General features: G+C 75.6%; 19 protein-coding genes and 1 pseudogene. 10 read left to right on the top strand and 10 right to left on the bottom strand.

Translation table 11 applies throughout. The features are described from left to right. Nucleotides 1-7 precede the first annotated feature (7 nt). The 5 genes from ABD981_RS33040 to ABD981_RS33060 are packed head-to-tail and all read right to left on the bottom strand — an operon-like array spanning nucleotide 8 to nucleotide 4494. The gene (locus tag ABD981_RS33040) at nucleotides 8-871 is read right to left on the bottom strand and encodes a 5-oxoprolinase subunit C family protein (protein ID WP_046907407.1); all 864 of its coding nucleotides are present in this window, start codon (nucleotides 869-871) and stop codon (nucleotides 8-10) included. Next, complete coding sequence (locus tag ABD981_RS33045; protein WP_046907406.1) at nucleotides 868-1494, bottom strand: 5-oxoprolinase subunit B family protein; 627 nt, start codon at nucleotides 1492-1494, stop codon at nucleotides 868-870. The genes ABD981_RS33040 and ABD981_RS33045 overlap by 4 nt, the downstream gene beginning before the upstream one ends. Continuing rightward, nucleotides 1491-2255 (bottom strand): LamB/YcsF family protein, encoded by a 765-nt coding sequence (locus ABD981_RS33050; RefSeq protein ID WP_046907405.1) that lies wholly within the window; start codon nucleotides 2253-2255, stop codon nucleotides 1491-1493. Before ABD981_RS33050 ends, ABD981_RS33045 begins: the two co-directional genes overlap by 4 nt. Nucleotides 2256-2311: 56 nt before the next feature. Beyond that, the gene (locus ABD981_RS33055; RefSeq protein WP_205628152.1) at nucleotides 2312-3217 is read right to left on the bottom strand and encodes a putative hydro-lyase; all 906 of its coding nucleotides are present in this window, start codon (nucleotides 3215-3217) and stop codon (nucleotides 2312-2314) included. Next, complete coding sequence (locus ABD981_RS33060) at nucleotides 3214-4494, bottom strand: MFS transporter (RefSeq protein WP_046907404.1); 1281 nt, start codon at nucleotides 4492-4494, stop codon at nucleotides 3214-3216. Before ABD981_RS33060 ends, ABD981_RS33055 begins: the two co-directional genes overlap by 4 nt. A gap of 207 nt (nucleotides 4495-4701) precedes the next feature. Here ABD981_RS33060 and ABD981_RS33065 point away from each other — a divergent pair, with 207 nt between their 5' ends. From ABD981_RS33065 to ABD981_RS33085, 5 genes and pseudogenes are all read left to right on the top strand, one after another. Next, nucleotides 4702-5406 carry a GntR family transcriptional regulator gene (locus ABD981_RS33065; RefSeq protein WP_046907403.1) on the top strand — a complete coding sequence of 235 codons (705 nt, stop codon included), beginning with the start codon at nucleotides 4702-4704 and terminating at the stop codon, nucleotides 5404-5406. Nucleotides 5407-5557: 151 nt separating this feature from the next. Continuing rightward, a pseudogene (locus ABD981_RS33070) lies at nucleotides 5558-7085 on the top strand (hypothetical protein). Continuing rightward, on the top strand, nucleotides 7082-7627 hold the full coding sequence (locus tag ABD981_RS33075; RefSeq protein ID WP_345530478.1) for a hypothetical protein: 546 nt from the start codon (nucleotides 7082-7084) through the stop codon (nucleotides 7625-7627). The pseudogene ABD981_RS33070 and the gene ABD981_RS33075 overlap by 4 nt, the downstream one beginning before the upstream one ends. Further along, complete coding sequence (locus tag ABD981_RS33080) at nucleotides 7624-8520, top strand: hypothetical protein (RefSeq protein ID WP_046911965.1); 897 nt, start codon at nucleotides 7624-7626, stop codon at nucleotides 8518-8520. The genes ABD981_RS33075 and ABD981_RS33080 overlap by 4 nt, the downstream gene beginning before the upstream one ends. A gap of 56 nt (nucleotides 8521-8576) precedes the next feature. Then, nucleotides 8577-13337 (top strand): hypothetical protein, encoded by a 4761-nt coding sequence (locus ABD981_RS33085; protein ID WP_046911964.1) that lies wholly within the window; start codon nucleotides 8577-8579, stop codon nucleotides 13335-13337. A 68-nt stretch (nucleotides 13338-13405) separates the two neighbouring features. On the opposite strand, the gene ABD981_RS33090 is transcribed toward ABD981_RS33085, so the two are convergent. Continuing rightward, on the bottom strand, nucleotides 13406-13756 hold the full coding sequence (locus ABD981_RS33090; protein WP_046911963.1) for a hypothetical protein: 351 nt from the start codon (nucleotides 13754-13756) through the stop codon (nucleotides 13406-13408). Between the two features lie 432 nt (nucleotides 13757-14188). Between ABD981_RS33090 and ABD981_RS33095 the strand changes: the two genes are divergently transcribed. Genes ABD981_RS33095 through ABD981_RS33110 form a run of 4 tightly spaced genes read left to right on the top strand, consistent with a single transcriptional unit; the run spans nucleotide 14189 to nucleotide 18329 of the window. After that, nucleotides 14189-16882, top strand: a complete 2694-nt coding sequence (locus ABD981_RS33095; RefSeq protein WP_046911973.1) for a sensor histidine kinase — start codon at nucleotides 14189-14191, stop codon at nucleotides 16880-16882. Continuing rightward, nucleotides 16879-17319 carry a roadblock/LC7 domain-containing protein gene (locus ABD981_RS33100; RefSeq protein WP_046911962.1) on the top strand — a complete coding sequence of 147 codons (441 nt, stop codon included), beginning with the start codon at nucleotides 16879-16881 and terminating at the stop codon, nucleotides 17317-17319. The genes ABD981_RS33095 and ABD981_RS33100 overlap by 4 nt, the downstream gene beginning before the upstream one ends. Before the next feature lie 16 nt (nucleotides 17320-17335). Then, the gene (locus tag ABD981_RS33105; protein WP_046911972.1) at nucleotides 17336-17743 is read left to right on the top strand and encodes a DUF742 domain-containing protein; all 408 of its coding nucleotides are present in this window, start codon (nucleotides 17336-17338) and stop codon (nucleotides 17741-17743) included. Continuing rightward, nucleotides 17724-18329 (top strand): GTP-binding protein, encoded by a 606-nt coding sequence (locus ABD981_RS33110; protein ID WP_046911961.1) that lies wholly within the window; start codon nucleotides 17724-17726, stop codon nucleotides 18327-18329. The genes ABD981_RS33105 and ABD981_RS33110 overlap by 20 nt, the downstream gene beginning before the upstream one ends. Nucleotides 18330-18361: 32 nt before the next feature. Here the strand turns inward: ABD981_RS33110 and ABD981_RS33115 are convergent, their stop codons facing one another. From ABD981_RS33115 to ABD981_RS33125, 3 genes are all read right to left on the bottom strand, one after another. Next, nucleotides 18362-19519, bottom strand: a complete 1158-nt coding sequence (locus ABD981_RS33115; protein ID WP_046911971.1) for a lipid-transfer protein — start codon at nucleotides 19517-19519, stop codon at nucleotides 18362-18364. A 26-nt stretch (nucleotides 19520-19545) separates the two neighbouring features. Next, nucleotides 19546-20082, bottom strand: a complete 537-nt coding sequence (locus ABD981_RS33120; RefSeq protein ID WP_123955200.1) for a Zn-ribbon domain-containing OB-fold protein — start codon at nucleotides 20080-20082, stop codon at nucleotides 19546-19548. Nucleotides 20083-20156: 74 nt separating this feature from the next. Beyond that, entirely contained in the window at nucleotides 20157-20975 is an 819-nt protein-coding gene (locus ABD981_RS33125) for a M15 family metallopeptidase (protein ID WP_046911969.1), read from the bottom strand. A 67-nt stretch (nucleotides 20976-21042) separates the two neighbouring features. Between ABD981_RS33125 and ABD981_RS33130 the strand changes: the two genes are divergently transcribed. After that, nucleotides 21043-21555, top strand: coding sequence for an NUDIX domain-containing protein (locus ABD981_RS33130; RefSeq protein WP_205628315.1), 513 nt, complete (start codon nucleotides 21043-21045; stop codon nucleotides 21553-21555). 247 nt (nucleotides 21556-21802) lie between these two features. On the opposite strand, the gene ABD981_RS33135 is transcribed toward ABD981_RS33130, so the two are convergent. Then, nucleotides 21803-24157 (bottom strand): glycoside hydrolase family 31 protein, encoded by a 2355-nt coding sequence (locus ABD981_RS33135; RefSeq protein WP_046911968.1) that lies wholly within the window; start codon nucleotides 24155-24157, stop codon nucleotides 21803-21805. Nucleotides 24158-24200: the final 43 nt, after the last annotated feature.

Raw genomic sequence — 24200 nt, forward strand, 5'->3', positions numbered from 1 at the left:
GCGGTTCTCATCGATACGGCACGAAACGCACCACCATGCCCGGCACGGCCTGCGCCGCCGACGCCAGATCCGCCTCCCGGACCACGGCCACCACCGGATAGCCCCCCGTCGTCGGATGGTCGGCCAGGAACACCACCGGGCGCCCGTCCGGCGGCACCTGCACCGCGCCCAGCACCATGCCCTCGCTGGGCAGCTCCCGCACGACCGCCCGCTCCAGGGAGGGGCCCTCCGTCCGCAGCCCGATCCGGTTGCTCGCCGAGGACACCCGCCACACCCCCGTGGCGAGCGTCCGCAGCGCGTCCGGAGTGAACCAGTCGTCGCGCGGACCCGGCCGGACCCGCAGGACCAGTTCGTCCGGCGGGCCCGGCCAGGGGGGAGCGTCGACCGACCCCCGTACGGCCGCGGCCGCTCCCAGCGGCAGCACCTCCCCGTCCGTCAGCGGCGCCGGGCCCAGCCCGGACAGCAGATCGGTGGAGCGGCTGCCGAGCACCGGGTCGACGGCGACACCGCCGCCGAACCCCACGTACGAGCGCAGCCCGCGCACGGCCGCGCCCACCTCCAGGAGGCTCCCGGGTCCGACCCGTACGGCACTGCCCCAGGCGGCGGGACGGCCGTCGACGGTCACCGGGCACGGCGCCCCGCCCACGACGACCGTCACCGCGCACCGCGGCCGCACCGCGCACCCGGTGAGCGTGGTCTCCAGGACGGCCGCGCCCTCCTCGTTGCCGAGCAGCCGGTTGACGAGCCGGACCGCCCCCGGGTCGAGCGCCCCCGAACGGGGCACGCCCAGGTGCGCGTACCCCGTCCGGCCCAGGTCCTGCACGGTGGTCAGCGCCCCGGCCCGTACGACGGCCACGGCACGATCGCTCATCGGCCCGCCACCGTGAAACGCACCCGGGCACCGGGGGAGAGCAGCGCCGCCGGCTCGCGGGCCGTGTCCCACAGCACCGCGTCGGTCGTGCCGATCAGCTGCCAGCCGCCCGGCGAGGAACGCGGGTACACCCCCGTGTACGGCCCCGCCAGCGCCACCGACCCGGCCGGGACGGCGGTCCGCGGAGTGGCCCGGCGCGGCACCTCGTACCGCGGCCCCAGCCCCGTCAGATAGCCGAAGCCCGGCGCGAACCCGCAGAAGGCGACCCGGAACACGGTCTCCGCGTGGATCCGCACCGCCGCCTCCACCGACACCCCCCACAGGGCGGCCACCTCCGGCAGGTCCGGCCCGTCGTAACGGACCGGCACCGTCACCGCCGCCCCGTCGGGCGCGCACCGCGCGGGCACGTCCCAGCCGCGCAGCTCGGCCGCGAGCCGGTCCGGCGCCGTCACCCCTTCGAGGAGCACGGTCCGCGCCGCCGGCACGATCTCCCGCACGGAGGGCAGCGCGCCCTCCGCCCGCCGCCGCAGCAGTTCGGCGTGGAAGGCCTCGGTCGCCTCCCCGCTCACCAGCTCGACGAGCAGGCCCCGGTCGCCGACCCGGTACACCTTGCGCGCCCTCATGCGAAGGCCTCCACCCGGACGCCCGAGGCCTCCAGGCCGTCCCGCACCCGCCGGGCGAGCCCCACCGCGCCGGGCGTGTCGCCGTGCAGGCACAGGGAGCGCGCCCGGACCGGGACCGACTCCCCGCAGTGCGCGGTGACCATCCCGAACCGGGCCATGGACACCGCCCGTTCGACGACCTCGCCCGGGTCGGTCACCACGGCACCCTCCTGCCCCCGTGGCAGCAGGGTGCCGTCGGCCCGGTAGGCGCGGTCGCCGAAGGCCTCGCCGACGACGGGCAGCCCGGCCTTCCGCGCGGCCTCGTGCAGCCGCGAGCCGGGCAGCCCGAGCACCGGCAGCTCAGCCGAGGCCAGCAGAACCCCCTCGACGACCGCCGCGGCCTGCTCCTCGTCCCGGACGACCCGGTTGTAGAGCGCGCCGTGCGGCTTGACGTACGCCACGCGGGAGCCGGCCGCCCGCGCGAACACCTCCAGGGCGCCGATCTGGTAGGCGACCTCGGCCGCCAGCTCCGCCGGCGGCACGTCCATGGAGCGGCGGCCGAAGCCGGCGAGGTCCCGGTAGGAGACCTGGGCCCCGATCCGTACGCCTCTCGCCGCCGCCAGCTCGCAGACGCGCCGCATGGTCGCCGCGTCCCCGGCGTGGAAGCCGCAGGCGACGTTGGCGCTGGTGACCACCGAGAGCAACTGCTCGTCGTCGGTCAGCGTCCAGCGGCCGAAGCCCTCGCCGAGGTCGGCGTTGAGGTCGATCGAGACCCTGGTCATGGTGGGTTTCCTTCCTTTCGTGCGCAGAAGAGCTCGGGAACGCGCGCGTTCCCCGTTCAGTCCCCGACGCGGTACTCCGAGTCCCGTACGTCGGTCACGAGCATCCGGCCCGGCGCGTGGGTGATCGCGAACGGCGGCCGCGAGGCCATCACCGCCGCCTGCGGGGTGACCCCGCAGGCCCAGAAGACCGGCACGTCCCCCGGCTCGGCGACCACCGGGTCCCCGAAGTCGGGCCGGGACAGGTCCCGGATGCCGAGCCCGGCCGGGTCGCCCTCGTGCACCGGGGCGCCGTGCACGGCGGGCAGCAGTCCGCTGATCCGCCGCGCGGTGGACACCAGGGCCGCCGGGACCGGGCGCATCGACACGACCATCGGCCCGTGCAGCCGGCCGGCGGGCCGGCAGGCGCGGCGGGTGACGTACATCGACACGTTCCGGCCCTGCTCGACATGGCGCAGCGGCACCCCCGCCTCCGCCAGCGCGCCCTCGAAGGTGAAGCTGCACCCGATGAGGAACGACACCAGGTCGCCGCGCCAGTAGGGGGTGACGTCCGTGGGCTCGTCCACCAGCCGCCCGTGTTCCCACACCCGGTAGCGCGGGATGTCGGTGCGCAGGTCGGCGTCCGGGGCGAGCGCGGTGCGCCAGGAACCGGGGTCGGTGACGTCCAGGACCGGGCAGGGCCGCGGATTGCGGGTGCAGAAGAGCAGCACGTCGTAGGCCCAGTCCGCGGGCACCGAGACGAGGTTGGCCTGGGTGTGGCCCGGCGCCCAGCCGGCCGTGGGGCCGGTGGCCCCGGCCCGGGCCCGCGCGCGGGCGGCACGCGGGTCCAGGGGTTCGCCGGGCCCGCCGGGCCCGCCGGGCCCGCCGGGCCCGTGGGGTCCGCCGGGCCCGTGGGGTCCGAGGGGCTCCTGGGGGCCGAGGGGCTCGCGGGGCCCACCGGCTTCGGTGACGGCGTCGCCGGTCATACGAGCTCCCTCCCCCGGGTCTCCGGCAGGCCGAGCAGGGCCAGCACCGCGAGGCCGTAGCCCACCGCGCCGAAGACCAGCGCCCCGCCCACGCCCCAGCCCTCGGCGAGGAAGCCGACGAGCGCGGGGAACACCGCGCCGACCGCGCGCCCGGTGTTGTACGTGAAGCCCTGCCCCGTGCCGCGCACGGCGGTCGGGTAGAGCTCGGCGAGGAAGGAGCCGAAGCCGCTGAAGATGGCCGACATGCAGAAGCCGAGCGGGAAACCGAGCACCAGGAGGAGCGTGTTCGCCCCGTCGGGGATGCGCGTGTAGGCGAGGACGGCCAGCGCGGACAGCACCGCGAAGAGCGCGATGTTCTTCTTCCGGCCGAGCCGGTCGGTGAGGTACCCGCCGGTGAGGTACCCGGTGAAGGCCCCGGAGATGAGGAAGGCCAGATAGCCGCCGGTGCCGACGACGGTGAGCCCGCGCTCGGTCTTCAGGAAGGTCGGCACCCAGGTGGCGAGCGTGTAGTAGCCGCCCTGGACGCCCGTCGAGAGGAGCACCGCGAAGAGCGTGGTGCCGAGCAGCGGGCGCTTGAAGACGGCGGTGAAGGAGCCGCGGTCGGCGCTCGCGCGGCGGGCCTCGGCCGCTTGCGGCGCGTCCTCGACGTGGCGCCGTACGTAGACGACGAGGAGGGCGGGCAGGGCGCCGGTCCAGAACATGACCCGCCAGGCGGTGTCGGCGTCGACGAACCGGAAGACCAGCGTGTAGACGACGACGGCGAGCGCCCAGCCGGCCGCCCACGCGCTCTGGACGCCGCCAAGGGTACGGCCGCGGTGCCGCGAGGAGGCGTACTCGGCGACCAGGATGGCGCCCACCGCCCACTCGCCGCCGAAGCCGAGGCCCTGGAGGGCGCGGAAGACCATCAGGGTCTCGTAGTTGGGCGCGAAGCCGCACAGGACGGTGAAGAGCGCGTAGGTGATCACCGTGACGAGGAGCGCGCGCACCCGGCCGATCCGGTCGGCGAGGACGCCGGCCAGGGCGCCGCCGACGGCGGAGACCACCAGCGTGACCGTGGTGAGGAGACCGGTCTGCCCCTTGTCCAGGCCGAAGTAGGCGGCGATGGCCACCATCGACAGGGGCAGTGTGAAGAAATCGTACGAATCGAGGGCGTATCCGCCGAAGGCGCCGCCGAACGCGCGCCTGCCGCGCGGTCCGAGGGCGCGCAGCCAGGCGAACGCGCCCGTGTCGTCGGGCCGTTCGCCCCGGGAGGGCTGCCGGGTCTGGGTCGTGCTCATCTGCACCTCGCAGAAAGGATGAGGAGAGTGCGGGAGAGACGTGCTGACGAACCGTGCTGACGTGCCGTGCGGTGTTGTTCAATGTAGGGATCGTTCAACGATCCGACAAGAGTCGTGTCGTCACGTCCTCCTGTCCTCGCCGTTCTTGTTTCCGGTGCCCGACGTGCGGTTGACTCGGCGCCGAACGACGGAGGGAACGGAACGCGCATGGAACCGAAGGACCCGATCGGCGAGCTGGCGGACGACCGCGCCCTCCTGGGGCGCACGAGCACGGCGGAGCGGGTCGCCGACATCCTGCGCACCCGGATCGCCGAAGGCTTCTTCCCGCCCGGCACCCGCCTCTCCGAGGACAGCATCGGCGGCGCCCTCGGCGTGTCCCGCAACACACTGCGCGAGGCCTTCCGGCTGCTCACCCACGAGCGGCTGCTCGTCCACCGGCTCAACCGGGGCGTCTTCGTCCGGGTCCTCGCCGTCGACGACGTCGCCGACATCTACCGCACCCGGCGGCTCGTCGAGTGCGCCGTCGTCCACGCCCTGGGGGAGCCGCCGTTCGCCGTCGACGGCCTCGCCGCCGCCGTCGCCGAGGGGGAGGGGGCCGCCCGTGCGGGGGACTGGAAGGGCGTCTCCACGGCCAACATCCACTTCCACCGCGAACTCGTCGCGCTCGCCGGCAGCGCCCGCACCGACGAGCTGATGCGCGGCGTCCTCGCCGAACTCCGGCTCGCCTTCCACTTCGTGGACGACCCGCGCGGACTCCACGAGCCCTATCTCGTGCGAAACCGGGAGATTCTGGACGCCCTGCGGTCCGGCGACCGGGACCGGGCCGAGCAGCTCCTCGCCCGCTACCTCGACGACTCCCGCACCCGGATCACCGACGTGTACGCGAAGGCGGTCGACGACCCGGAGCCCTGAGCGGCCGGGCCGGGCGGGGCCGGGACGGGCGAGAGGCGCGGCCGGGACGGGTGGCGGGCAGGTGCCGGGCGGCGGCGGCCGGCGGCGGTCGGCGGCGGTCGTATAAGCGCCGTTTCGACCGTTGTCAGTTCGAGGACCTACTCTGTGCACCGTGACTTCGCCTGCCTCGACGGACCTCGCTCCGCCCCAGCTCAGCGCGGGGCCGCGCCCCGCGCAGGGCCCGGCCGCCGACGAAGGGCTCGCGCGGCGGCTCCGCGCGCTCGCGTGCACCGCCCCGCTGCACGACCTGGACGTGCGCAAGGCGAACCTGGCCGGCGAGTACTCGGTCTACGCGATGGCCGAGGTCGCCCTCGCCGCGATCGACCTGGTCACGCTCAACATGGACTTCGACACCGGCGCCGACCACGAGCAGGTGGTCGCCCGGCTGCTGCCCCGCGTCGCCGCCCAGGCCGCCGAGCGCCCCGCCGCCGAGCACGAGCGGGTGGCCCGCTGGGTCCTCGAGAACCTGATCAACGTCGGCAGCGTCGACCGCGGCTTCCGCGCCGTCTACGGCACCTTCGGCGCCGACGGCGTCTACACCCGCCGCGACTACGACTTCAAGCTCATCGAAGAGGTCCCCGGCTACGGCGGCGGAGTCTGCCTGCGCACCACCGACGAGGCCGTCAACGTGCTCGTCGGCGCCCTCGACACCGACGTCACCAGCGCCCAGATCGCCGCCGAGGTGAAGCTGGAGGTCCTCATCAGCCGGGGCCGCCTCGCCGACGCCCAGCTCGCCGCCGAACAGGCCCGCTACCGCACCGTGCAGTACGCGGAGACCCTCCGCAGGACCCTGGAGGCCACCCGGCGCAACGTCCGCGCGGTCGACTGGCTCAACGCCGTGCCCGACATGATCGCCGAAGCGCTCGACCACGTGGCCGACCGCTACCGCCACGAGAACGCGATCCTCACCAACATCCGCAAGGCCCGCGACGAGGCCGAGGACCAGGAGCACAAGCGCCGCGCCGCCGAGCTCGTCGACATCGTCAAGGACTGCATCCGGCGCCACACCCAGCTCCAGTCCCGGCTCCTGGAGGCCGGCCCGCTCTTCCGCGCCGAGCAGGACCGCCAGGCCTTCGCCGCCCCCACCGCCTACACCGGCCTCGACCTGTACGGGCAGCTGGTCGCCCCGCTCCTCCCGCTCCCCGTCGAGCAGGCCACCCGGGTCACCGACGCCTTCTTCGCGCACGGCACCGGACTGCGCACCCCCGCCTCCGTCCGCGTCGCCGACCTCGTCGAGCTGCTCCTCACCCCGCCCGTGGAGCGCCAGCACCTGGGCGCGGAGATGCCCGAGCCGGACCTCATCGCCACCCCCGACGACAGCCGCTTCAGCGAGGAGCAGCTGGCCGCCGCCATGGAGCTCCTCGACCTGGAGCACGACGCCCCGCGCCGCCTCTCCGGCCTGCTCGCCGACGCCCGGCGCCAGGACGCCGACCTTCCCTACCTGGTCGCCCTCCTCGCCGTCCACGCCGCGAGCCCCCCGGTCGGCACCGCCTACCGCCAGGGCGAGGAGCGCCTGCTGTTCGCCGTCGACGACGGCACCCCCCCTCGACGACCCCGAGTTCGGCGGCGCCGACCTCATCGTCGGCACGGCCCTCCTCGACGCCGTCGGCATGGCCGCGGACCGCACGGAGGCCACGTGACCGCGCCCCAGCCGCCCGAGGACCCGGGGACCACCGGGGCCCCGGGCACCGAAGGCTCCGGCCAGGCCACCCCGGCCCCCGCCGCGGGCACCACCGCTCCGGCCCCCGTCACCGGTGCCGCCGAAGGCGCCGCCCCGGCCCCCGCCGCCGACCGCGCCCCCGGCCCCCGCGTGGCCGCCGTGCCGCTCGCCCGGCCCGGCGCCGACCGGCCCCTCGGCGACGTCCCCACGGACGGCCCCCGGGTGCGCCCCGTGCCCGCCCGGACGGCCCCCGAGCCCGTCCGCCGCCCCTTCGTGCGCGCCGTACCCCTGCCGCGCAAGCGCCGGCCGGACGACGCGCCCGCGGGCGGAGCCGCCCCCGGGACGCCGGCCGCCCCCGCGCCCGTCGCCGTCACGCCCGTACGCCTGCCCCTGCCCGAACCCGCCCCGGCGGCGGAGCCGGAGCGGACCCCGCAGGCCCCGGCGGCCCCGGCCGTCGCCCCCGTCCCGCCCGGGCACCCCGCCCCTTCGCACCCCCGCCGTACCGAGGAGCCCCAGCCGTGAGCGAACACCACGTCGAGCACACCGACGCGTGGAGCGAGCCGGAGGCCCCGCAGACCGCCGCCGCGCCCTCGGCCGTCACCCCGGCGGACGCCGCCGACGCGGCCCGGCTCGTCTCCTTCGGGCTCCAGCCCAAGCTGCTGCCCGCGCGCGACGCCGAGTACGCCGAGCTGCTGCGCCGCTACCGCGAGGACCCCGCCTTCGCGCGGCTCGCCGACGCCGTCGCCACCGGCCTCGGCCTCGTCGTCCTGGAGGTCTCCCCGCGCGCCGGCATGGCCGTCACCGCGGGCGAGGACTCCGTCTTCGCCGTCCGCATGGGCGACTACGCCCGCCGCGCCTCCACCGACTCCGCCGACCGCTTCCTGCACGGCCTCGCGCACCTCGCCGTCGCCACGATGGCCTTCCCCCGCCCCGAGGACCTCGCCGACGACGGCTACATCGGCCGCCTCACCGTCAACGGCGTCGACGCCTTCGTGCGCCAGGCCTGCCGCCGCCTCGAGGAGCGCGCCGAGGAGCAGGGCGAGAACACCGACCCCGCCTCCGACGCCCCCGGCCTGGAGGCCGCCTGGCGGATCTACGCCCGGCGCAGCGCCACCGGCGCCACCAAGGACGCCCGCCGCCTCGCCGGCTCCACCACCGGCATCGTCGGCAAGGCCGTCGCCTTCCTCACCGACTCCGGCTTCCTCCAGCGGACCGGCGACGAGTCCGGCGGCTCCTACCGCACCACCGCCCGCTACCAGCTCCAGGTCCGCGACATGGCCGGAAGCGCCGCCATGGCCGAACTCCTCGACCTCGGCGTCGTCCCCGTCAGCGACGGCTCCGCGACCCTCCTGCCGCCGCCCGAGGGCGACGACCTGGAGCTCGCCGCCGACGCCGGCCTGCCCTTCCACGGCTGACCGCCGCCCGCACGTCACCGCCCATCCCGCGTACGAGAAGCACGAGAGTCCGCCGCATGTACGAGCTGTCCCGGGTCCGCCTCTACTCCATCGGACCGGCCGGTGCCCGCTACGCCGACACCGTCCTGGACCTGCGCGGAGTCGGTGCGCCGGTGCCCCACCCCGCCCCCACCCAGGCGGAGTTCTTCGAGGAGGAGCCGGTCGGCCCGCCGCGCCGCCCCGCCCCCGCGGGCGTGCTCTTCCTGGAGAACGGCGGCGGCAAGTCCGTCCTCCTCAAGCTGATCTTCTCGGTCATGCTCCCCGGCCACCGCAACACCCTCGGCGGCGCGAGCTCCGGCGTGCTGCGCAAGTTCCTCCTCGCGGACGACTGCGGGCACGTCGCCCTGGAGTGGCAGCACACCCTCACCGGCGAGCTGGTCGTCGTCGGCAAGGCCAGCGAGTGGCGCGGCCGCCAGGTCTCCAACGACCCGCGCAAGTTCGCCGAGGCCTGGTACTCCTTCCGGCCCGGCCCCGGGCTCAGCCTCGACAACCTCCCCGTCGCCGAGGCCACCTCCGTGCGCCCGCCCGTCGAGGGTGCCTCCGGCGCCTCCGGCCGCCGCCGCACCATGAAGGGCTTCCGCGACGCGATCACCGAGGCGGGCAAGGCCTACCCGCACCTGGAGGTCTACTGGGAGGAGATCCACGACCGCTGGAACGAGCACCTCGGCGACCTCGGACTCGACCCCGAACTCTTCCGCTACCAGCGGGAGATGAACGCCGACGAGGGCGAGGCCGCCGGCCTCTTCGCGGTCAAGAAGGACTCCGACTTCACCGACCTGCTGCTCCGGGCCGTCACCGACACCCGCGACACCGACGGTCTCGCCGACCTCGTCGGCGGCTTCGGCAACAAGCTCGGCCGCCGCGCCGAACTCACCGCCGAGCGCGACTTCACCGCCGGCTCCGTCGACCTGCTCACCCGCATCGTCGAGGCCGCCGACACCCGCGCCCGCGCGCGCGACGTGCACGCCGGGGCCGAGCGCCGCACCCGCACCCTGGCCCGCCGGCTCTCCGCCCGCGCCGCCCTGGAGCGCGGCCGGGTCGCCGAGCTCGCCCAGCAGGTCACCTCCGCCGCCCACGCCGTCTCCGAGGCCGAGGAGGCCCGCGGCCGCAGCGCCCTCATCGCCGCCGAACTCGCCTACCGGCACGCCTCGCTGGCCCTGACCGCCGCCGAGAAGGGCGCCGCCGCCCAGCGCCGCGAGCTCACCGACGCCCGCACCCTGCACTCCGCCTGGCAGGCCGCCGAGTCCGTGCTCCGGCACCGCGCCGCGAGCGACCGCTCCACCCGGGTCGCCGCCGCCATCCGCGAGGCCGAGCGCGACGCCGCCCCGGCGCTCGCCGCCCGCGCCAAGGCCGCCGCCGATCTCGTCCGCGCCCTCGCCTCGGCCGCCGAGGAGGGCGAGCGGCAGGCCGCCGAGGAGGAGGAGCGCTCGGCCGCCCTCCAGGAGGCCGGCGAGACCGCCCACCGCGACGCCACCGCCGCCGCCACCGAGGCCCAGCGCGCCCGCAGCGAGGCCGGACACCTGCGCCAGCGCCTCGCCGAGGTCGAGCAGGAGACCGCCGAGGCGGTCCGGGCCGGCTGGCTCGACGACTCCGCCCCCGACGCCGACCCGGCCCGCGCCGCCCTCGCGGCGAGCGACGCCGAGAAGACCACGGTCGCCGCCTGGGACGTGGCCCGGGACGCCGCCCGCGCCGCCGCAGAGCGGGCCCGCGAGACCGCCGCCGCCGAGTCCCGCGCCGAACTCGCCGCCGCCCGCGCCTCCGACGCGGCCGAGGCCGCCGAGAACGCCTACGACGCGGAGCGCCGCGCCGCCGAGTCCCTCGCCGCCGACCCCCGCCTCGCCGAACTGCTCTCCCTGCCGAGCACGGGCCAGGGCTCCGGGCAGGGCACCGGCTCCCCGCTGCCCGGCCAGCGCGCGGGCGACGGCCCCGGCCCCGACGCGAGCGCCCCCGGCGCCGCCTTCGGCCTCGGCGCGGCGCCCGACGGCGACGGGCTCACCGTCACCGACTTCGACCGGTACGCCGACGAACTGCGCGCCCTGCTCGACCGGTCCATCGCCTCGGCCGAGCGCCAGCTCTTCGACCTGCGCACGGCCGCCGCCGACGACAACCGCATCCTCGGCGCCCTCGGCGACGGCGGACTGCTGCCGCCCGGCCCCGACGTCCTCGCCACCGTCGAGTACCTCGGCGAGCACGGCATCCCCGCCCTGCCCGGCTGGCGCTACCTCGCCCAGGCCGTCGACCCGGCCGACCACGCCGCCGTCCTCGCCGCCCGCCCCGAGCTGGTCGACGGCGTCGTGATCACCGACCCCGTCTCGTACGGCCGCGCCCGCGAGGTGCTGAGCGGCGCCGCCCTGCTGCCCCGCTCCACGGTCGCGGTCGGCACCGCCGCCGCCCTGCTCGCGCCCGTGCCGGCGCCCGCGTCCGGCCAGGACGCCGACGTCTTCCTCGTACCGCCGAACCCGGCCATGCACGACGAGCACGCCGCCGACGAGGAGCGCCAGGCGCTGCGCGGCCGCGCCACCGCCCGCGACGAGGAGATCCGCTCGCTGGCCGCCCGGCTCACCGGCGACCGCTCCCTGGCCGCCCGGATCGGCTCCTGGCGCGCCGACTGCCCGCCCGGCATGCTCGCCGAGCTGGCCGCCGTCGCCGCCTCCGCCGGCACCGCCGCCGAGACCGCGGCCGCCGCCCTGGCCGAGGCCCGTGCGGTACGGGCGGAGGCCGACGAGGCCGCCGCCGACGCCGCCCGGGTCCGCGACGAGCGCCAGGAGGCCGCCCAGCGCGCCCGCCGTGCCGCCGACGCGCTCGCCGGCCTCGCCTACCGGCTGCGCGAGCGCTCCGCCTGGCAGGCCAAGCTGCGCGAACTCGCGGACGACGCGGCCGAGTCCGAGGCCCGCGCCCAGACCTGTCTGGAGCGCGCCCGCGCCGCCGACGAGGACCGCCGCGCCGCCCAGCGCACCGCCGACGACGCCCACCGCACCGCCCGCGCCCTGCGGGCCGAGCGCGCCGAGATCGCCGGCGCCCCCGAGACCCTGCCGGAGGAGGACACCGCCGCGCCGCGCGCCGCGCTCCCCACCCTCCGCGAGGCGTACCGGGCCGCCTCCCAGGTGTACGAGAAGGTCGGCGTCGGCGCCGACCTGCGCGCCGAACAGGCCCGCGCCGAGAGCGACGAGTCCGCCGCCCTCGCCGAGCTCGACCGCCTCACCAACAAGGTCCGCACCCGCGCCGAGCAGCTGCTGGAGTCGACCGACGGCGCCGACGGACCGTCCCGCCAGGCCGCCGCCGCCCGCGCCGAGGCACTGGTGCAGAAGCTGGAGTCGCGCGCCTCCGAGGCCAGCGAGAAGCTGGGCCGGCTCCGCGGCGAGTCCGAGCGCCTCGCCCCCGAGGACGGCGAGGCGCACACCGAGCTGCCCGAGGAGCTGATCCCGGCCGACGCGGAGCGGGCACAGGGCCTGCTGCGCACCGCCACCACCGAACTCGCGGCCCGCACCGACGCCCTGGAGGCGGCCCGCGCCGCCCACACCGGTCTGCTCCAGGCCCACCGGTCGGCCGAGGACGCCACCGGCGGCTTCGACGAGACCGCGGCGCTCCTGCGCGACCTGCTGCGCGACCACGCGGAGGAGGAGCAGGAGGAGCCCGAGCCGTACCCGGGCCCGCTGGCCGAGGCCCGCGAGTCGGCGGCGGAGGCCCGCCGTTCGCTGCGCGGCTGCGCCGCCGACCTGTCGGCCGCCGACGCGGCCGTCCGCGAGGCCGGCGACATCCTCGTCCGGCACGCCAACGCGACCCGTTACGAGCAGGTCCGCACCCCGGCCCGGCAGCAGATCCGCGAACTGCCCGCCGCCGCGCTGCCGGAGCACGCCGCGAAGTGGGCCGAGGCGTTCGCGCCCCGGCTGCGGGTGCTGACCGACGAGCTGGAGCAGCTGGAGCGCAACCGCGACTCGATCGTGGACCGGCTGCGCGGTCTCGTCGAGTCCTCGCTGGCCACCCTGCGTTCGGCCCAGCGGCTGTCCCGGCTGCCCGAGGGGCTGGGCGAGTGGTCCGGGCAGGAGTTCCTGCGGATCCGCTTCGAGGAGCCGGACCAGGCGACGCTCACCGAGCGCCTCGGCGAGGTCGTCGACGAGGCGACCCGGGCCGCCGTGCGGAAGAACTCGGACCTGCGCAGGGACGGCATGTCCCTGCTGCTGCGCGGAGTCCAGGCCGCCCTGGAGCCCAAGGGCATCGCCGTGGAGATCCTCAAGCCGGACGCGGTGCTGCGCGCCGAGCGCGTCCCGGTCGGCCAGATGGGAGACGTCTTCTCCGGCGGCCAGCTGCTCACCGCCGCCATCGCGCTCTACTGCACGATGGCCGCGCTCCGCTCCAACGACCGGGGCCGCGACAAGCACCGCCACGCGGGCACGCTCTTCCTGGACAACCCGATCGGCCGCGCGAACGCCACGTACCTGCTGGAGCTCCAGCGGGCCGTGTCGGACGCGCTGGGCGTGCAGCTGCTGTACACCACGGGCCTCTTCGACACGACCGCGCTCGCCGAGTTCCCGCTGGTCATCCGGCTGCGCAACGACGCGGACCTGCGCGCGGGCCTGAAATACATCAGCGTGGAGGAGCACCTGCGGCCCGGCCTGCCGCAGCCGAGCGCGGAGGGCGAGACCATCCACGGCGAGATCACCGCGACCCGGATGTTCCGCCGCTCGCCGGAGGCCCGTACGTCGGACGCCCGCTCGCCGGAGGCCCGTACCTCGGAGGCCCGCTCGTCGGAGGCTTCCGCGGCCACCGCGGCGGAGTAGCCCGACGCGGGAAGCGGAGTGGCCCGGGCCCCCGAAGGGGACCGGGCCACTCGCCGTTCACGTGCGCCTCAGGCCGCCTCGGACAGCCGCTCGGCCGGCTGCTCGCCGCGCCGCGGCCGTGCCGTGCTGCTCGGCTCCGACACGACGCCGTTGCGCTGCCGCCACACCTGGCGCGTGATCCACACGTCGAGCACGCTCCAGGTCGCCGCGACCGTGCTGATCACCGTGGTCACCGTCATCGGGAAGGCCAGCCAGGATCCGGTGACCGAGCAGAAGAAGGCGACCATCGCCTGGATCAGCGTCACCGAGGTGAGCATCACCGCGCGGACGGCGGCCGTCCGCACCGGGTCGGGCATCCGGCCTCGGCCCTTCTTGTCCTCCACCCACAACTGCCGAACCGGCCGCGCCTCGTGTTCCATCGCGCTGTCACTCCCCACCACCGACGTCTTCAGGGTGGCTGCCCGTCTTGAGCCGCTTTACGCGGACACAACCCCCCCGGTACAGAATGACGCACGAGGGAGGGAAAAGGTTTCGCCGGGGTCCCCCTCAGGCCGGCGACCCCAGGACCGGAACGAGTAATTCCAGCCATCTGTTCGAGCAGGGGGAGTGGCGTTCCGTCAGGTGTCCTGCGCCACACTGCCGGAACCCAACTCCCCGAATACCAGGACATCTCATGATCAACACTCACTCGACAGGCTGAAAATCGCCCGGACGCGTCTTCGAGATGGCTGTGATGCAGTAGTAGGCTCGCGCCGCCATTTGTTGAAACTGAAGGTTGACGCCGCGTGTTGACGCCGGGCGTGACGACATGAGTGACCTCCGTGGCCGCGGAGGCCGAGGTGGGGGAGGCCATGCGCTTTCGCGGGAAGTCCATCCGCAGGAAGATCGTGGCGTTGCTCCTGGTGCCGCTCGTCTCCCTCACCGGACTGTGGGGTTTCGCCACCGTCCTCACGGGCCGTGAGGCCCGCCAGCTCCTCGACGTCGGCTACATCGTCGACAAGGTCGGCTACCCCCTGGAGGACACCGTCCGTGTCATCCAGAAGGAACGCCGCCAGTCCCTCGTCTACCTCGCCGACCCCCGCGCCTCGGACGGGCTGACCAAGCTCCGCGAGCAACGCGAGGCCACCGACCGGCAGATCGACCTCATCCGCCGCAACGCCGCCGACTCCGGCGTCCGCGCCGAGATGAACCCGGTCACCGCCCAGCGCCTCACCTCCCTGCTCGACGCCCTCGACGGCCTCTCCTCGCTGCGCCGTTCCGTCGAGAACCGCGACATCGGGCGCCTCCAGGCGCTCGACTTCTACAACCGGCTCGTCGACCCCTGCTACAGCTTCCTCCTCACCCTCCACGCCCTGGAGAACGTGGAGATGGACAAGCAGGGCCGCGCCCTCGTCGGTGTCGTCCGTGCGCGCGAGGCGCTCTCCCGCGAGGACGCCCTGGTCGTCTCCGCGCTCATCGCCGAACGCGTCACCAGCCAGGAGGTCCGCGCGGTCTCCGACCTCGTCGCCGCCCGCACGCTCTTCTACGAGGCCAACCTCGAGCTGCTGCCCGGCGCCGAGCGCGAGCGCTTCGAGAAGTACTGGCACAGCCCCGACACGGCCCCGCTGCGCAAGGCGGAGGAGGCGGTCATCACCGCCGGCGCCACCGACGCCCCGCGCGCCGTCAGCGCCGAGGCCTGGCAGGAGCTGGCCACCCCGGTCCTCGACGAACTGGCCCGCGCGAACACCGCGGCGGGCGACCGCTACCAGGACCGCGTCCAGCCCGCCGCCTACAGCGTGCTCCTCAAGGCGGGCGTCGCCGGCGTCCTCGGCTTCGTCGCCCTGCTCGTCTCCGTCGTCGTCTCCGTCCGCGTCGGCCGTGAACTCGTCCGCGACCTGCGCCGGCTGCGCAAGGAGGCCCAGGAGGTCTCCGGCGTCCGCCTGCCCAGCGTCATGCGCCGCCTCGCCGCCGGCGAACACGTCGACGTCGAGACCGAGGTGCCCCACCTGCGGTACGACGACGACGAGGTCGGCCAGGTCGGCCAGGCCCTCAACACCCTCCAGCGCGCCGCCGTCGAGGCCGCCGTCAAGCAGGCCGACATGCGCCGCGGCGTCTCCGAGGTGTTCGTCAACCTCGCCCGCCGCAACCAGGTCCTGCTGCACCGTCAGCTGACCCTCCTCGACACCATGGAGCGCCGCACCGAGGACACCGAGGAGCTCGCCGACCTCTTCCGGCTCGACCACATGACCACGCGCATGCGCCGCCACGCCGAGGGCCTGGTGATCCTCTCCGGCGCCGCCCCCTCCCGCCAGTGGCGCAAGCCCGTCCAGCTCATGGACGTCGTCCGCGCCGCCGTCGCCGAGGTCGAGGACTACGAGCGCATCGAGGTCCGACGGCTGCCCCGGCTCGGCGTGGGCGGCCCCGCCGTCGCCGACCTCACCCACCTCATCGCCGAACTCCTGGAGAACGCCACGGTGTTCTCGCCCCCGCACACCGCGGTGCAGGTACTCGGCGAGCGGGTCGCCAACGGCTTCACCCTGGAGATCCACGACCGCGGCCTCGGGATGAACCCCGACGCCCTCCTCGACGCCAACCTGCGCCTCGCCGAGACCCCCGACTTCGAGCTCTCCGACACCGACCGGCTCGGCCTCTTCGTGGTGAGCCGGCTCGCCCAGCGCCAGAACGTGCGCGTCTCGCTCCAGCCCTCCCCGTACGGCGGGACCACCGCGGTCGTCTTCATCCCGGCCGCGCTGCTCACCGACGCCCCCGAGACCCAGGGCGCGGGCTTCCGCCTCGACCGCAAGTCCACCGAGCGCGCCGAGACCGGCGAGGGGCTGCCCGTCCGGCGCCCGGTCCTCACCAAGGTGCCCGACCCGGCCCTCGAACCCGCCGCCCCGCTCCTCGACGGCCCCGTCGAACTGGAGGCCCCGCTCGGCGCCGACGGCTTCGACGACCTGCTCGGCGGCGCGGCCGACCTCCTCGACACCGAGAGCGAGCGCGGCGGCCTGTTCCGGGCCCGCGAGCACCGCCGCCGCGGCGAGCAGCACCAGCAGACCCCGGACCAGACCGGCGGCCGGGCCGGCGGCTCCCGCGCGGACGACGACCCGCCCGCCGACCCCGTCCGGCTGCCCCGTCGCCGTCAGCCGACGCTGGTCGTCGACCGCGGCCGGCGGCTGGACGAGCCGGGCCGCGCCCACCCCGCCCCGAGCGCCCCCGCGGACGGCGACACGATGGAGCTGGCCCGCGTCCCGCACCCCGCGCCCGTACCGCCGCAGGGCACCGGGCCCACCCTCGTCCCCGTACCGCAGGAAGGGCCCGCTCCGTTCGGCGGGCTGCCGCGCCGGGTCCGCCAGGCCAGCCTCGCGCCGCAGCTGCGCGAGGACGGCGGGCGCGCCGAGGACCAGCCGGCCGCGACGGCCTCCGCCGCCGAGACCGACTCCTTCGAGCGCGATGCCGAGGAGGTGCGCAGCCGCATGGCCTCCATGCAGCGCGGCTGGCAGCGCGGGCGACGGCACAACGCCGAAACGACAGCACCAGGAACGACACCCGAGGGGGACGGTCGATGACCGCACCGAACGCCGCAGCACAGCACAGCTCCGCCCACGGCAACGGGGAGCTGAACTGGCTCCTCGACGAACTGGTCCAGCGCGTCGGCTCCATCCGCAAGGCCCTGGTGCTCTCCAGCGACGGCCTGCCCACCGGCGCCTCGCAGGACCTCTCCCGCGAGGACGGCGAGCACCTCGCCGCCGTCGCCTCCGGCTTCCACAGCCTCGCCAAGGGCGTCGGCCGCCACTTCGAGGCGGGCAGGGTCCGGCAGACCGTCGTGGAGCTGGAGGACGCCTTCCTCTTCGTCACCGCCGCCGGTGACGGCAGCTGCCTCGCCGTGCTCGCCGACGCCGACTCGGACGTCGGCCAGGTCGCGTACGAGATGACCCTCATGGTCAAGCGCGTCGGCGCGCACCTCGCCACGGCGCCCCGTTCCGGGCTGCCCAACGGAGGATGAGGTGGAGGGGGACGGCATGAGTGACGCAGAGCAGTCCCACGAGGACGCGCCCGGCCACTGGTTCGACGCCGAGGCGGGCCCCGTGGTCCGCCCGTACGCGATGACCCGGGGCCGGACGAGCGCCGCCACCCGCCACCGCCTCGACCTGATCGCGGTGGTGGTGCCCGAACCGGCCGCCGACGACCCCGGCCGCGACCAGACGCTGTCCCCCGAACACGTGGAGATCGTCGAACGCTGCTCCGAGCAGCCGCAGTCGATCGCCGAGCTCGCCGCGGGACTCGACCTCCCCGTCGGGGTGGTACGGGTCCTCGTCGGCGACCTCGTCGACGACGAGCTCGTCCATGTGACCCGCCCCGTTCCGCCGGCCGAACTGCCGGACGTGAGCATCCTTCGCGAGGTGATCAATGGCCTTCGGGCGCTCTAGCCGCAAGCAGCCGCCGGTCGAACCGGTGACGCTGAAGATTCTCGTCGCGGGCGGCTTCGGGGTCGGCAAGACCACGCTGGTCGGCGCGGTCAGCGAGATCCGGCCGCTGCGGACCGAGGAGATCCTCAGCGAGGCCGGCCGGCCCGTCGACGACCTGCACGGCGTCGAGACCAAGTCGACCACCACGGTCGCCATGGACTTCGGCCGGATCACGCTGCGCGAGGACCTCGTCCTCTACCTCTTCGGCACGCCCGGCCAGGACCGCTTCTGGTTCCTGTGGGACGAGCTGGCGCAGGGCGCCCTCGGCGCGGTCGTCCTCGCCGACACCCGGCGCCTGGAGGACAGCTTCGCCGCGATCGACTACTTCGAGCGGCGCGGCATCCCGTTCACGGTCGCCGTCAACTGCTTCGAGGGCTCCCGCCGCTTCCCGGCCGAGAGCGTCCGCGGCGCGCTCGACCTCGACCCCGAGGTCGAGCTGCTGATGTGCGACGCCCGCGACCGGGAGTCCGTGAAGAACGTCCTGGTCGCCGTCGTCGAGCACGCCCTGGTCCTCGCCGACCGGGGCCCGGCGGCCGTCACCGGCTAGCCGGCCGGCCCGACGCACCCGCCGGGCGGCGCTCAGCGGACCGCGACCACCGCCGAACCATGGCCGAAGAGGCCCTGGTTGGCGGTGATCCCGGTCCGCGCCCCCGGCACCTGCCGGTCGCCCGCCGTGCCCCGCAACTGCCAGGTCAGCTCGCAGACCTGTGCGAGGGCCTGGGCCGGCACCGCCTCCCCGAAGGAGGCGAGGCCGCCGCTGGTGTTGACCGGGACGCGCCCGCCGAGCGAGGTGACCCCGTCGCGCAGCAGCTTGGCCCCCTCGCCCGCCGCGCACAGGCCGATGTCCTCGTACCACTCCAGCTCCAGCGCCGTGGACAGGTCGTAGACCTCCGCCAGCGACAGGTCCTCGGGGCCGATCCCCGCCTCCTCGTAGGCCGCCCTGGCGATCGACGCCCGGAAGGAGTGCGGCGCGGGGGAGACCACGGCGGCCGAGTCGGTCGCGATGTCGGGCAGGTCGAGGACCGCCTTCGGATACGTCGGGGTGACCGTGGAGACCGCGCGGATGCGGACCGGATCCGGGTGCCCGTGCCGCCGGGCGAACTCCATGCTGGACAGCACGAGCGCCGCGCCCCCGTCCGAGGTGGCGCAGATGTCGAGCAGCCGCAGCGGATCGGCGACCACCGCAGAGGCGGCCACCTCCGCCGCGCTCACCGGTGTGCGGTAGCGGGCCAGCGGATTGAGCGCGCCGGCCGCCGCGTTCTTCACCTTGACCTGGGCGAAATCCTCGGGCGTGTCCCCGTACAGGGCCATCCTGCGCCGGGCGTAGAGCGCGAAGTACGCCGGGTTGGTCGCGCCGAGCACCCGGAACCGCAGCCAGTCCGGGTCGTCCGGCCGCTCGCCGCCCGCCGGGGCGAAGAAGCCCTTCGGCGCCGAGTCCGCGCCCACCACGAGGACCACGTCCGCGAGCCCGCCGAGGATCTGCGAGCGGGCGGTGTTCACGGCCTGTGCCCCGGAGGCGCAGGCCGCGTAGACGCTGGTCACCCGTGCCCCCTGCCAGCCCAGCGCCTGGGCGAAGGTGGCCCCCGCCACGTATCCGGGGTAGCCGCAGCGCATGGTGTTGGCACCGACGACCGAGCCGACGTCCCGCCACTCCAGGCCCGCGTCGGCGAGCGCGGCGCGGGCCGCGTGCGTCCCGTAGCCGACGAAGGAGCGGCCCCACTTGCCCCACGGGTGCATCCCGGCGCCGAGCACGGCGATGTCGTTCACGCGTTCCCCTCCCCGTCCGCGCCGGGCCGGGCCGCCCCGCCCGTGGCCGGCCGCCAGTGCCAGGTGGTCCAGATGTGCTCGTCGTCCTCGTTGAGCACGCCCGGCACGAGCTCCATCTCGTCCCCGATCGCCAGATCGGCCGTCCGCACGCCCGGCGCGGCCTGCCCGAGCACCACCATCGCCTCGGCCGCCAGCTCCACCGCGACGAGGGTGTACGGCTCCCAGGGCGCGTCCGGGTCGGAGACGTAGGGGGCGGGCGGCCGGTAGCGGCCGTCGGTGAACGACCAGATCCGACCCCTCCGGGAGAGCGGCGTCTCGGTCAGCTCGCCGCCGCCGGGGCAGCCGGGATTGCGGCAGGCGTCGTCCTCCCGGGGGAAGAAGACCGCGGCGCAGGCCGAGCAGCGGGTACCGAGCAGCCGGAACCCCCCGTCCGGGGAGCCGCCCCCGGCGTCCGTGGCGCCCCCTGCGTCCGTGCCGCCCCCGGCGTCGTCGGTGAACCAGCCGGCCACCACCGGCCTGCGCGTCCGTGCCATGGAAGCCCCTCCCGCCCCACCCCATCTGACGATCCGTCAGAAGTGTGGCACGGGCCGACCGGCGGCGGAAGACGTCAGTGCCCCGCCACCGACCGCCGCGCCACGGGGAAGTCGAAGAAGGTGGACGGGAACGGCTCCGGCTTGAAGGTGAAGTGCCACCACTCCTCCGGCAGGTTCACGAACCCCTGCTCCGCCAGCGCGCCCCTGAGCAGGTCCCGGTGGGCGCGCTGGACGCCCGTGATCCGGGGATCGTCCGTGTGCGACAGGGTGTCGAAGCAGTCGAAGCCCGTCCCCATGTCCACCGAGTTGTCCGGGAACCGCTCCGCCTTCGGCCGGAAGCACTCCACCTGCGGCTCGCCCGGTACGTACGGACGGGTCGGGAGCGCCGGCAGCCGCACGACGGTCAGGTCCACCGTCGAACCCCGGCTGTGCCCGGACTTCTCCGCGATGTAACCGTCCGCGAACAGCCGCTCCTTGGCGACCAGCGGATAGAACTCCTTCTTCATCCGCTCGTCGTCCAGGTCCTTCGCCCACCGCACGAAGTGGTCCACGGCCCGCTGCGGCCGGTAGCAGTCGTACACCTTCAGCGTGTAGCCGCGCGCGAGCAGCCGCACCTGAGCCCGGTGCAGGGCCTCGGCCGCCGGCCGGGTCAGGATGCACACCGGCTGCCGGTAGCCGTCGACCCGCTCGCCCACGAAGTTGTGCTCCGTCGTGTAGCGCATCTCCTGCACGATCGTCGGGTCCACCCGGTCGAGTGCCACGAACTCCTTCGGCGCCCCGGGCTCCGGCACGGCACCGGCCGAGGGGACGCCCGCGGTGGCGGCGAGCAGACCGGCGGCGGCCAGCACACCGAGGGCACCGAGGGCACGGAAGGCGGAGGCAAGTCCAGTCAGTCGTGTCATGGCAACCGTCTACCAGTAACGGCAGCGCCGGGAAAGGGAGATCGCATACGGTCGGCCCGTGACCGACTCCTCCGCGCACTCCCACTGCTCCACCTGCGGCGCCGCCTACCCGGCCGGTTCCGGCTGGCCCCGCACCTGCGCCGCCTGCGGCACCACCGCCTACCGCAACCCCCTCCCCGTCGCCGTCGCCCTCCTCCCCGTGACCGGCCCCCACGGCACCGGACTCGTCGTCATCACCCGCACCATCGAGCCGCAGGCCGGACGGGTGGCCCTGCCCGGCGGATTCGTCGACTTCGGCGAGGACTGGCGCGAGGCCGTCGTCCGCGAACTGCGCGAGGAGACCGGCATCCCGGCCACGGCCGCCGAGGTCCGGCTCGCCGACGCCCTCAGCTCCCCGGCCGGCCACCTCCTCGTCTTCGGCCTCCTCCCGCCCCGCCCGGCCACCGCCCTGCCGCCCTCCGCCGCCACCGACGAGACGGCCGGCCACCATGTGATCCACACGGCGGAAGAACTCGCCTTCCCGCTGCACACGGAGGCGGTGCGGCGCTTCTTCGCGGGGGCGTACGCGTAGGGGAGCGGGCGGGCGCCGACGCGGTCCCGGCCGGGGGCGACGTCACCCGCCGACGCGGTCTCGTCCGGGGCGGGGCCCCCGCCTGCCCGGTCTCGTCCGGGGCGGCACTCTCCCGCCGACGCGGTCTCGTCCGCGCCGGTGCCCCCGCCGACGCGGTCTCGTCCGCGCCGGTGCCCCCGCTGACCCGGTCTCGTACGCGCCGGTGCCCCCTAGCTGACCCGGTCTCGACCTCGTCGGCGCCCCCCGCTCAGCCCTCCAGCCCCCGCACCCGCACCGGCAGCCCCGGCTCCTCCACCCCCCGCTCCGTCACGCGTTCGACCACGACCCGCCCGTCCACCAGCCGCGACTGGTACCGCTCGACCTCCGCGGGCTCCCAGCCGTCCCCGGTGTCCCGGACGACCAGGCCGCCGCCCGTACGGCCCGCGACGGGCGCCCACACCTCCAGCGACGGCTCGCCCCGCTCGTCCCGCACCGGGATCACCGCGCCCGCGCGGGCGAGCACCGGCACCCGGGACAGCGGCGCGTCCAGCAGCACCTGCCCCGGACCGTCGTACGCGCGCCCGGTCGCCGTGTCGTACCAGCGCCCGCGCGGCAGCCGAACGGCCCGCCGGTCCGTGCCCGGCATCAGCACCGGCGCGACCAGCAGCGAGTCGCCGAGCAGGAAGGCGTCCTCGCAGTCCCGCAGCGCCCGGTCCTCCGGGGTGCCCCACCACACGGGCCGCACGTACGGCGCGCCCGTCAGCCGCGCGAGCCGGGACAGGGTCACGAAGTACGGCCGCATCCGCTCCCGTTCGGCGAGCGCCGCCCGCGCGTGCTCCAGGACCTCCGGCCCGAACTCCCACGGCTCGCGCCGCCCCGCGTCGATCGCCGCGTGGGTGCGGAACAGCGGCAGCCAGGCACCCAGCTGGTACCACCGAAGGAACAGCTCCGGCGACGGGCTCCCGTCGAAACCGCCCACGTCCGGACCCGAGTACGGCACCCCGCACAGCCCCAGCCCCAGCACCAGCGCCAGCGAGGCCCGCAGCCCCGGCCACCCCGAGGAGACATCGCCCGACCAGGTCCCCCCGTACCGCTGCATGCCCGCCCATCCCGAGCGCGAGAACAGGAACGGCCGCTCCTCGGGCCGCAGCCGCCGCAGCCCCTCGTACCCCGCGCGGGCCATCGCGAACCCGTACACGTTGTGCGCCTCGCGGTGGTCCCCGCCCCGCCCCTCCAGGGAGTGCCGGGCCGAGCGGGGCAGCGTCCGGTCGCCGAACGGGGCGAAGGACACCGGCTCGTTCATGTCGTGCCACACCCCCGAGAAGCCCTGCCGCAGCCGCTCCTCGTACAGCCCGCCCCACCACTCGCGCGTCCGCGGGTCGGTGAAGTCCGGATACGCGCACTCGCCCGGCCACACCACCCCGCGCACCTCCTCGCCGCGGTCGTCCCGCACGAACGCACCGGCGGCCCGTCCTCCGTCGTACACCGCGTCCCCCGGCTCCGCCTTCACCGCCGGATCCACGATCGACACCAGCCGCACCCCGCGCTCCCGCAGCTCCCGCGCGAGCCCGGGCAGATCCGGGAACCGCTCCCGGTCCACCGTGAACACCCGGTGCCCGTCGTAGTGGTCGATGTCCAGATGCAGCACGGACAGCGGCAGCCCCCGGTCCCGGTAGCCGTCCACCACCCGCCGCACCTCCCGCTCGCTGCCGAAGCCCCAGCGGGCGTGCTGCGGCCCGAGCGCCCAGGACGGCGGCAGCGCCGGCGCGCCGGTCAGCGCCGCCCAGCCGTGCAGCACCCGCGCCGGGGTGCCGACCACCACCCAGCAGCGCAGCGGGCCCCCGTCCAGCCGCACCTCGCTCGTCCCGGGACGGTCGTGACCCGACCCGGCGCCCTCCTCGCCCTCCGCGAGCAGCACCCGCCCGTCCCAGGAGTTGTCGTGGAAGGCCAGGTGCGTCCCCGCGTCGGCCACCACCAGCTGGACCGGCATGGTGATGTAGAGCGGATCGTCGCCGGGGCCGAAGCCGCCGTCGGGATCGGTGTTCCACAGCCGGTACGAGCCGTCCCGCAGCCGCGGCCCGGAGGCCCGCCCGCCGAGCCCGAAGAACCGGGCGTCCGCGGGCACCTCGCTGCGCTGCACCCAGCGCGCCGCCCCGCCCCCCACCGGCTCCCACCAGCGCGGCGGCAGGTCCCGGCGCAGCACCACCCCGCCCGGGGTGCGCACCTCCACCGCTCCGTGCCGGGAGATCGCCACGGTCACCCGCTCCGACACGACCCGCCAGCCGCCCTCCGTGTCCGGCTCCAGCACGGCCCGCGGATCGGGCTCCGGCGGCTCGCCGGCCAGCGCGTACGAAGGCAGCGGCCCGGTCCCGTCCCAGCCCCAGAAGACGGTGCCCCCGGCCGACACCGAGATCCGCAGCTCGGAGCGGGCGAAGCGGACGATCCCCCCGCCCGGCAGCGGCTCCACCTCACCCATCGGACCCGGCACCCGGGCCCGCTCCGCCCCCCGCGGCGGCAGCGCCCGCGCGTCCGTGCGGCGCTGCCGCCACGCCGACCGCGCCGCACGCAGTCCCTGTACCGAACCCAGCACCTTCACCGAGCGCACCAGCTCACGACCGTCCATGGCGATCACCCTGCCATCCGGACCGGGGCGAACGAGCTTCGTT

It is taken from the genome of Streptomyces showdoensis (assembly GCF_039535475.1).
Lineage (GTDB): Bacteria > Actinomycetota > Actinomycetes > Streptomycetales > Streptomycetaceae > Streptomyces > Streptomyces showdoensis.

Coding starts and splice junctions, on each gene's coding strand:
- ABD981_RS33040 (WP_046907407.1), bottom strand. CDS start 871: ATGAGCGATCGTGCCGTGGCCGTCGTACGGGCCGGGGCGCTGACCACC.
- ABD981_RS33045 (WP_046907406.1), bottom strand. CDS start 1,494: ATGAGGGCGCGCAAGGTGTACCGGGTCGGCGACCGGGGCCTGCTCGTC.
- ABD981_RS33050 (WP_046907405.1), bottom strand. CDS start 2,255: ATGACCAGGGTCTCGATCGACCTCAACGCCGACCTCGGCGAGGGCTTC.
- ABD981_RS33055 (WP_205628152.1), bottom strand. CDS start 3,217: ATGACCGGCGACGCCGTCACCGAAGCCGGTGGGCCCCGCGAGCCCCTC.
- ABD981_RS33060 (WP_046907404.1), bottom strand. CDS start 4,494: ATGAGCACGACCCAGACCCGGCAGCCCTCCCGGGGCGAACGGCCCGAC.
- ABD981_RS33065 (WP_046907403.1), top strand. CDS start 4,702: ATGGAACCGAAGGACCCGATCGGCGAGCTGGCGGACGACCGCGCCCTC.
- ABD981_RS33085 (WP_046911964.1), top strand. CDS start 8,577: ATGTACGAGCTGTCCCGGGTCCGCCTCTACTCCATCGGACCGGCCGGT.
- ABD981_RS33090 (WP_046911963.1), bottom strand. CDS start 13,756: ATGGAACACGAGGCGCGGCCGGTTCGGCAGTTGTGGGTGGAGGACAAG.
- ABD981_RS33095 (WP_046911973.1), top strand. CDS start 14,189: ATGCGCTTTCGCGGGAAGTCCATCCGCAGGAAGATCGTGGCGTTGCTC.
- ABD981_RS33100 (WP_046911962.1), top strand. CDS start 16,879: ATGACCGCACCGAACGCCGCAGCACAGCACAGCTCCGCCCACGGCAAC.
- ABD981_RS33105 (WP_046911972.1), top strand. CDS start 17,336: ATGAGTGACGCAGAGCAGTCCCACGAGGACGCGCCCGGCCACTGGTTC.
- ABD981_RS33110 (WP_046911961.1), top strand. CDS start 17,724: ATGGCCTTCGGGCGCTCTAGCCGCAAGCAGCCGCCGGTCGAACCGGTG.
- ABD981_RS33115 (WP_046911971.1), bottom strand. CDS start 19,519: ATGCACCCGTGGGGCAAGTGGGGCCGCTCCTTCGTCGGCTACGGGACG.
- ABD981_RS33120 (WP_123955200.1), bottom strand. CDS start 20,082: ATGGCACGGACGCGCAGGCCGGTGGTGGCCGGCTGGTTCACCGACGAC.
- ABD981_RS33135 (WP_046911968.1), bottom strand. CDS start 24,157: ATGGACGGTCGTGAGCTGGTGCGCTCGGTGAAGGTGCTGGGTTCGGTA.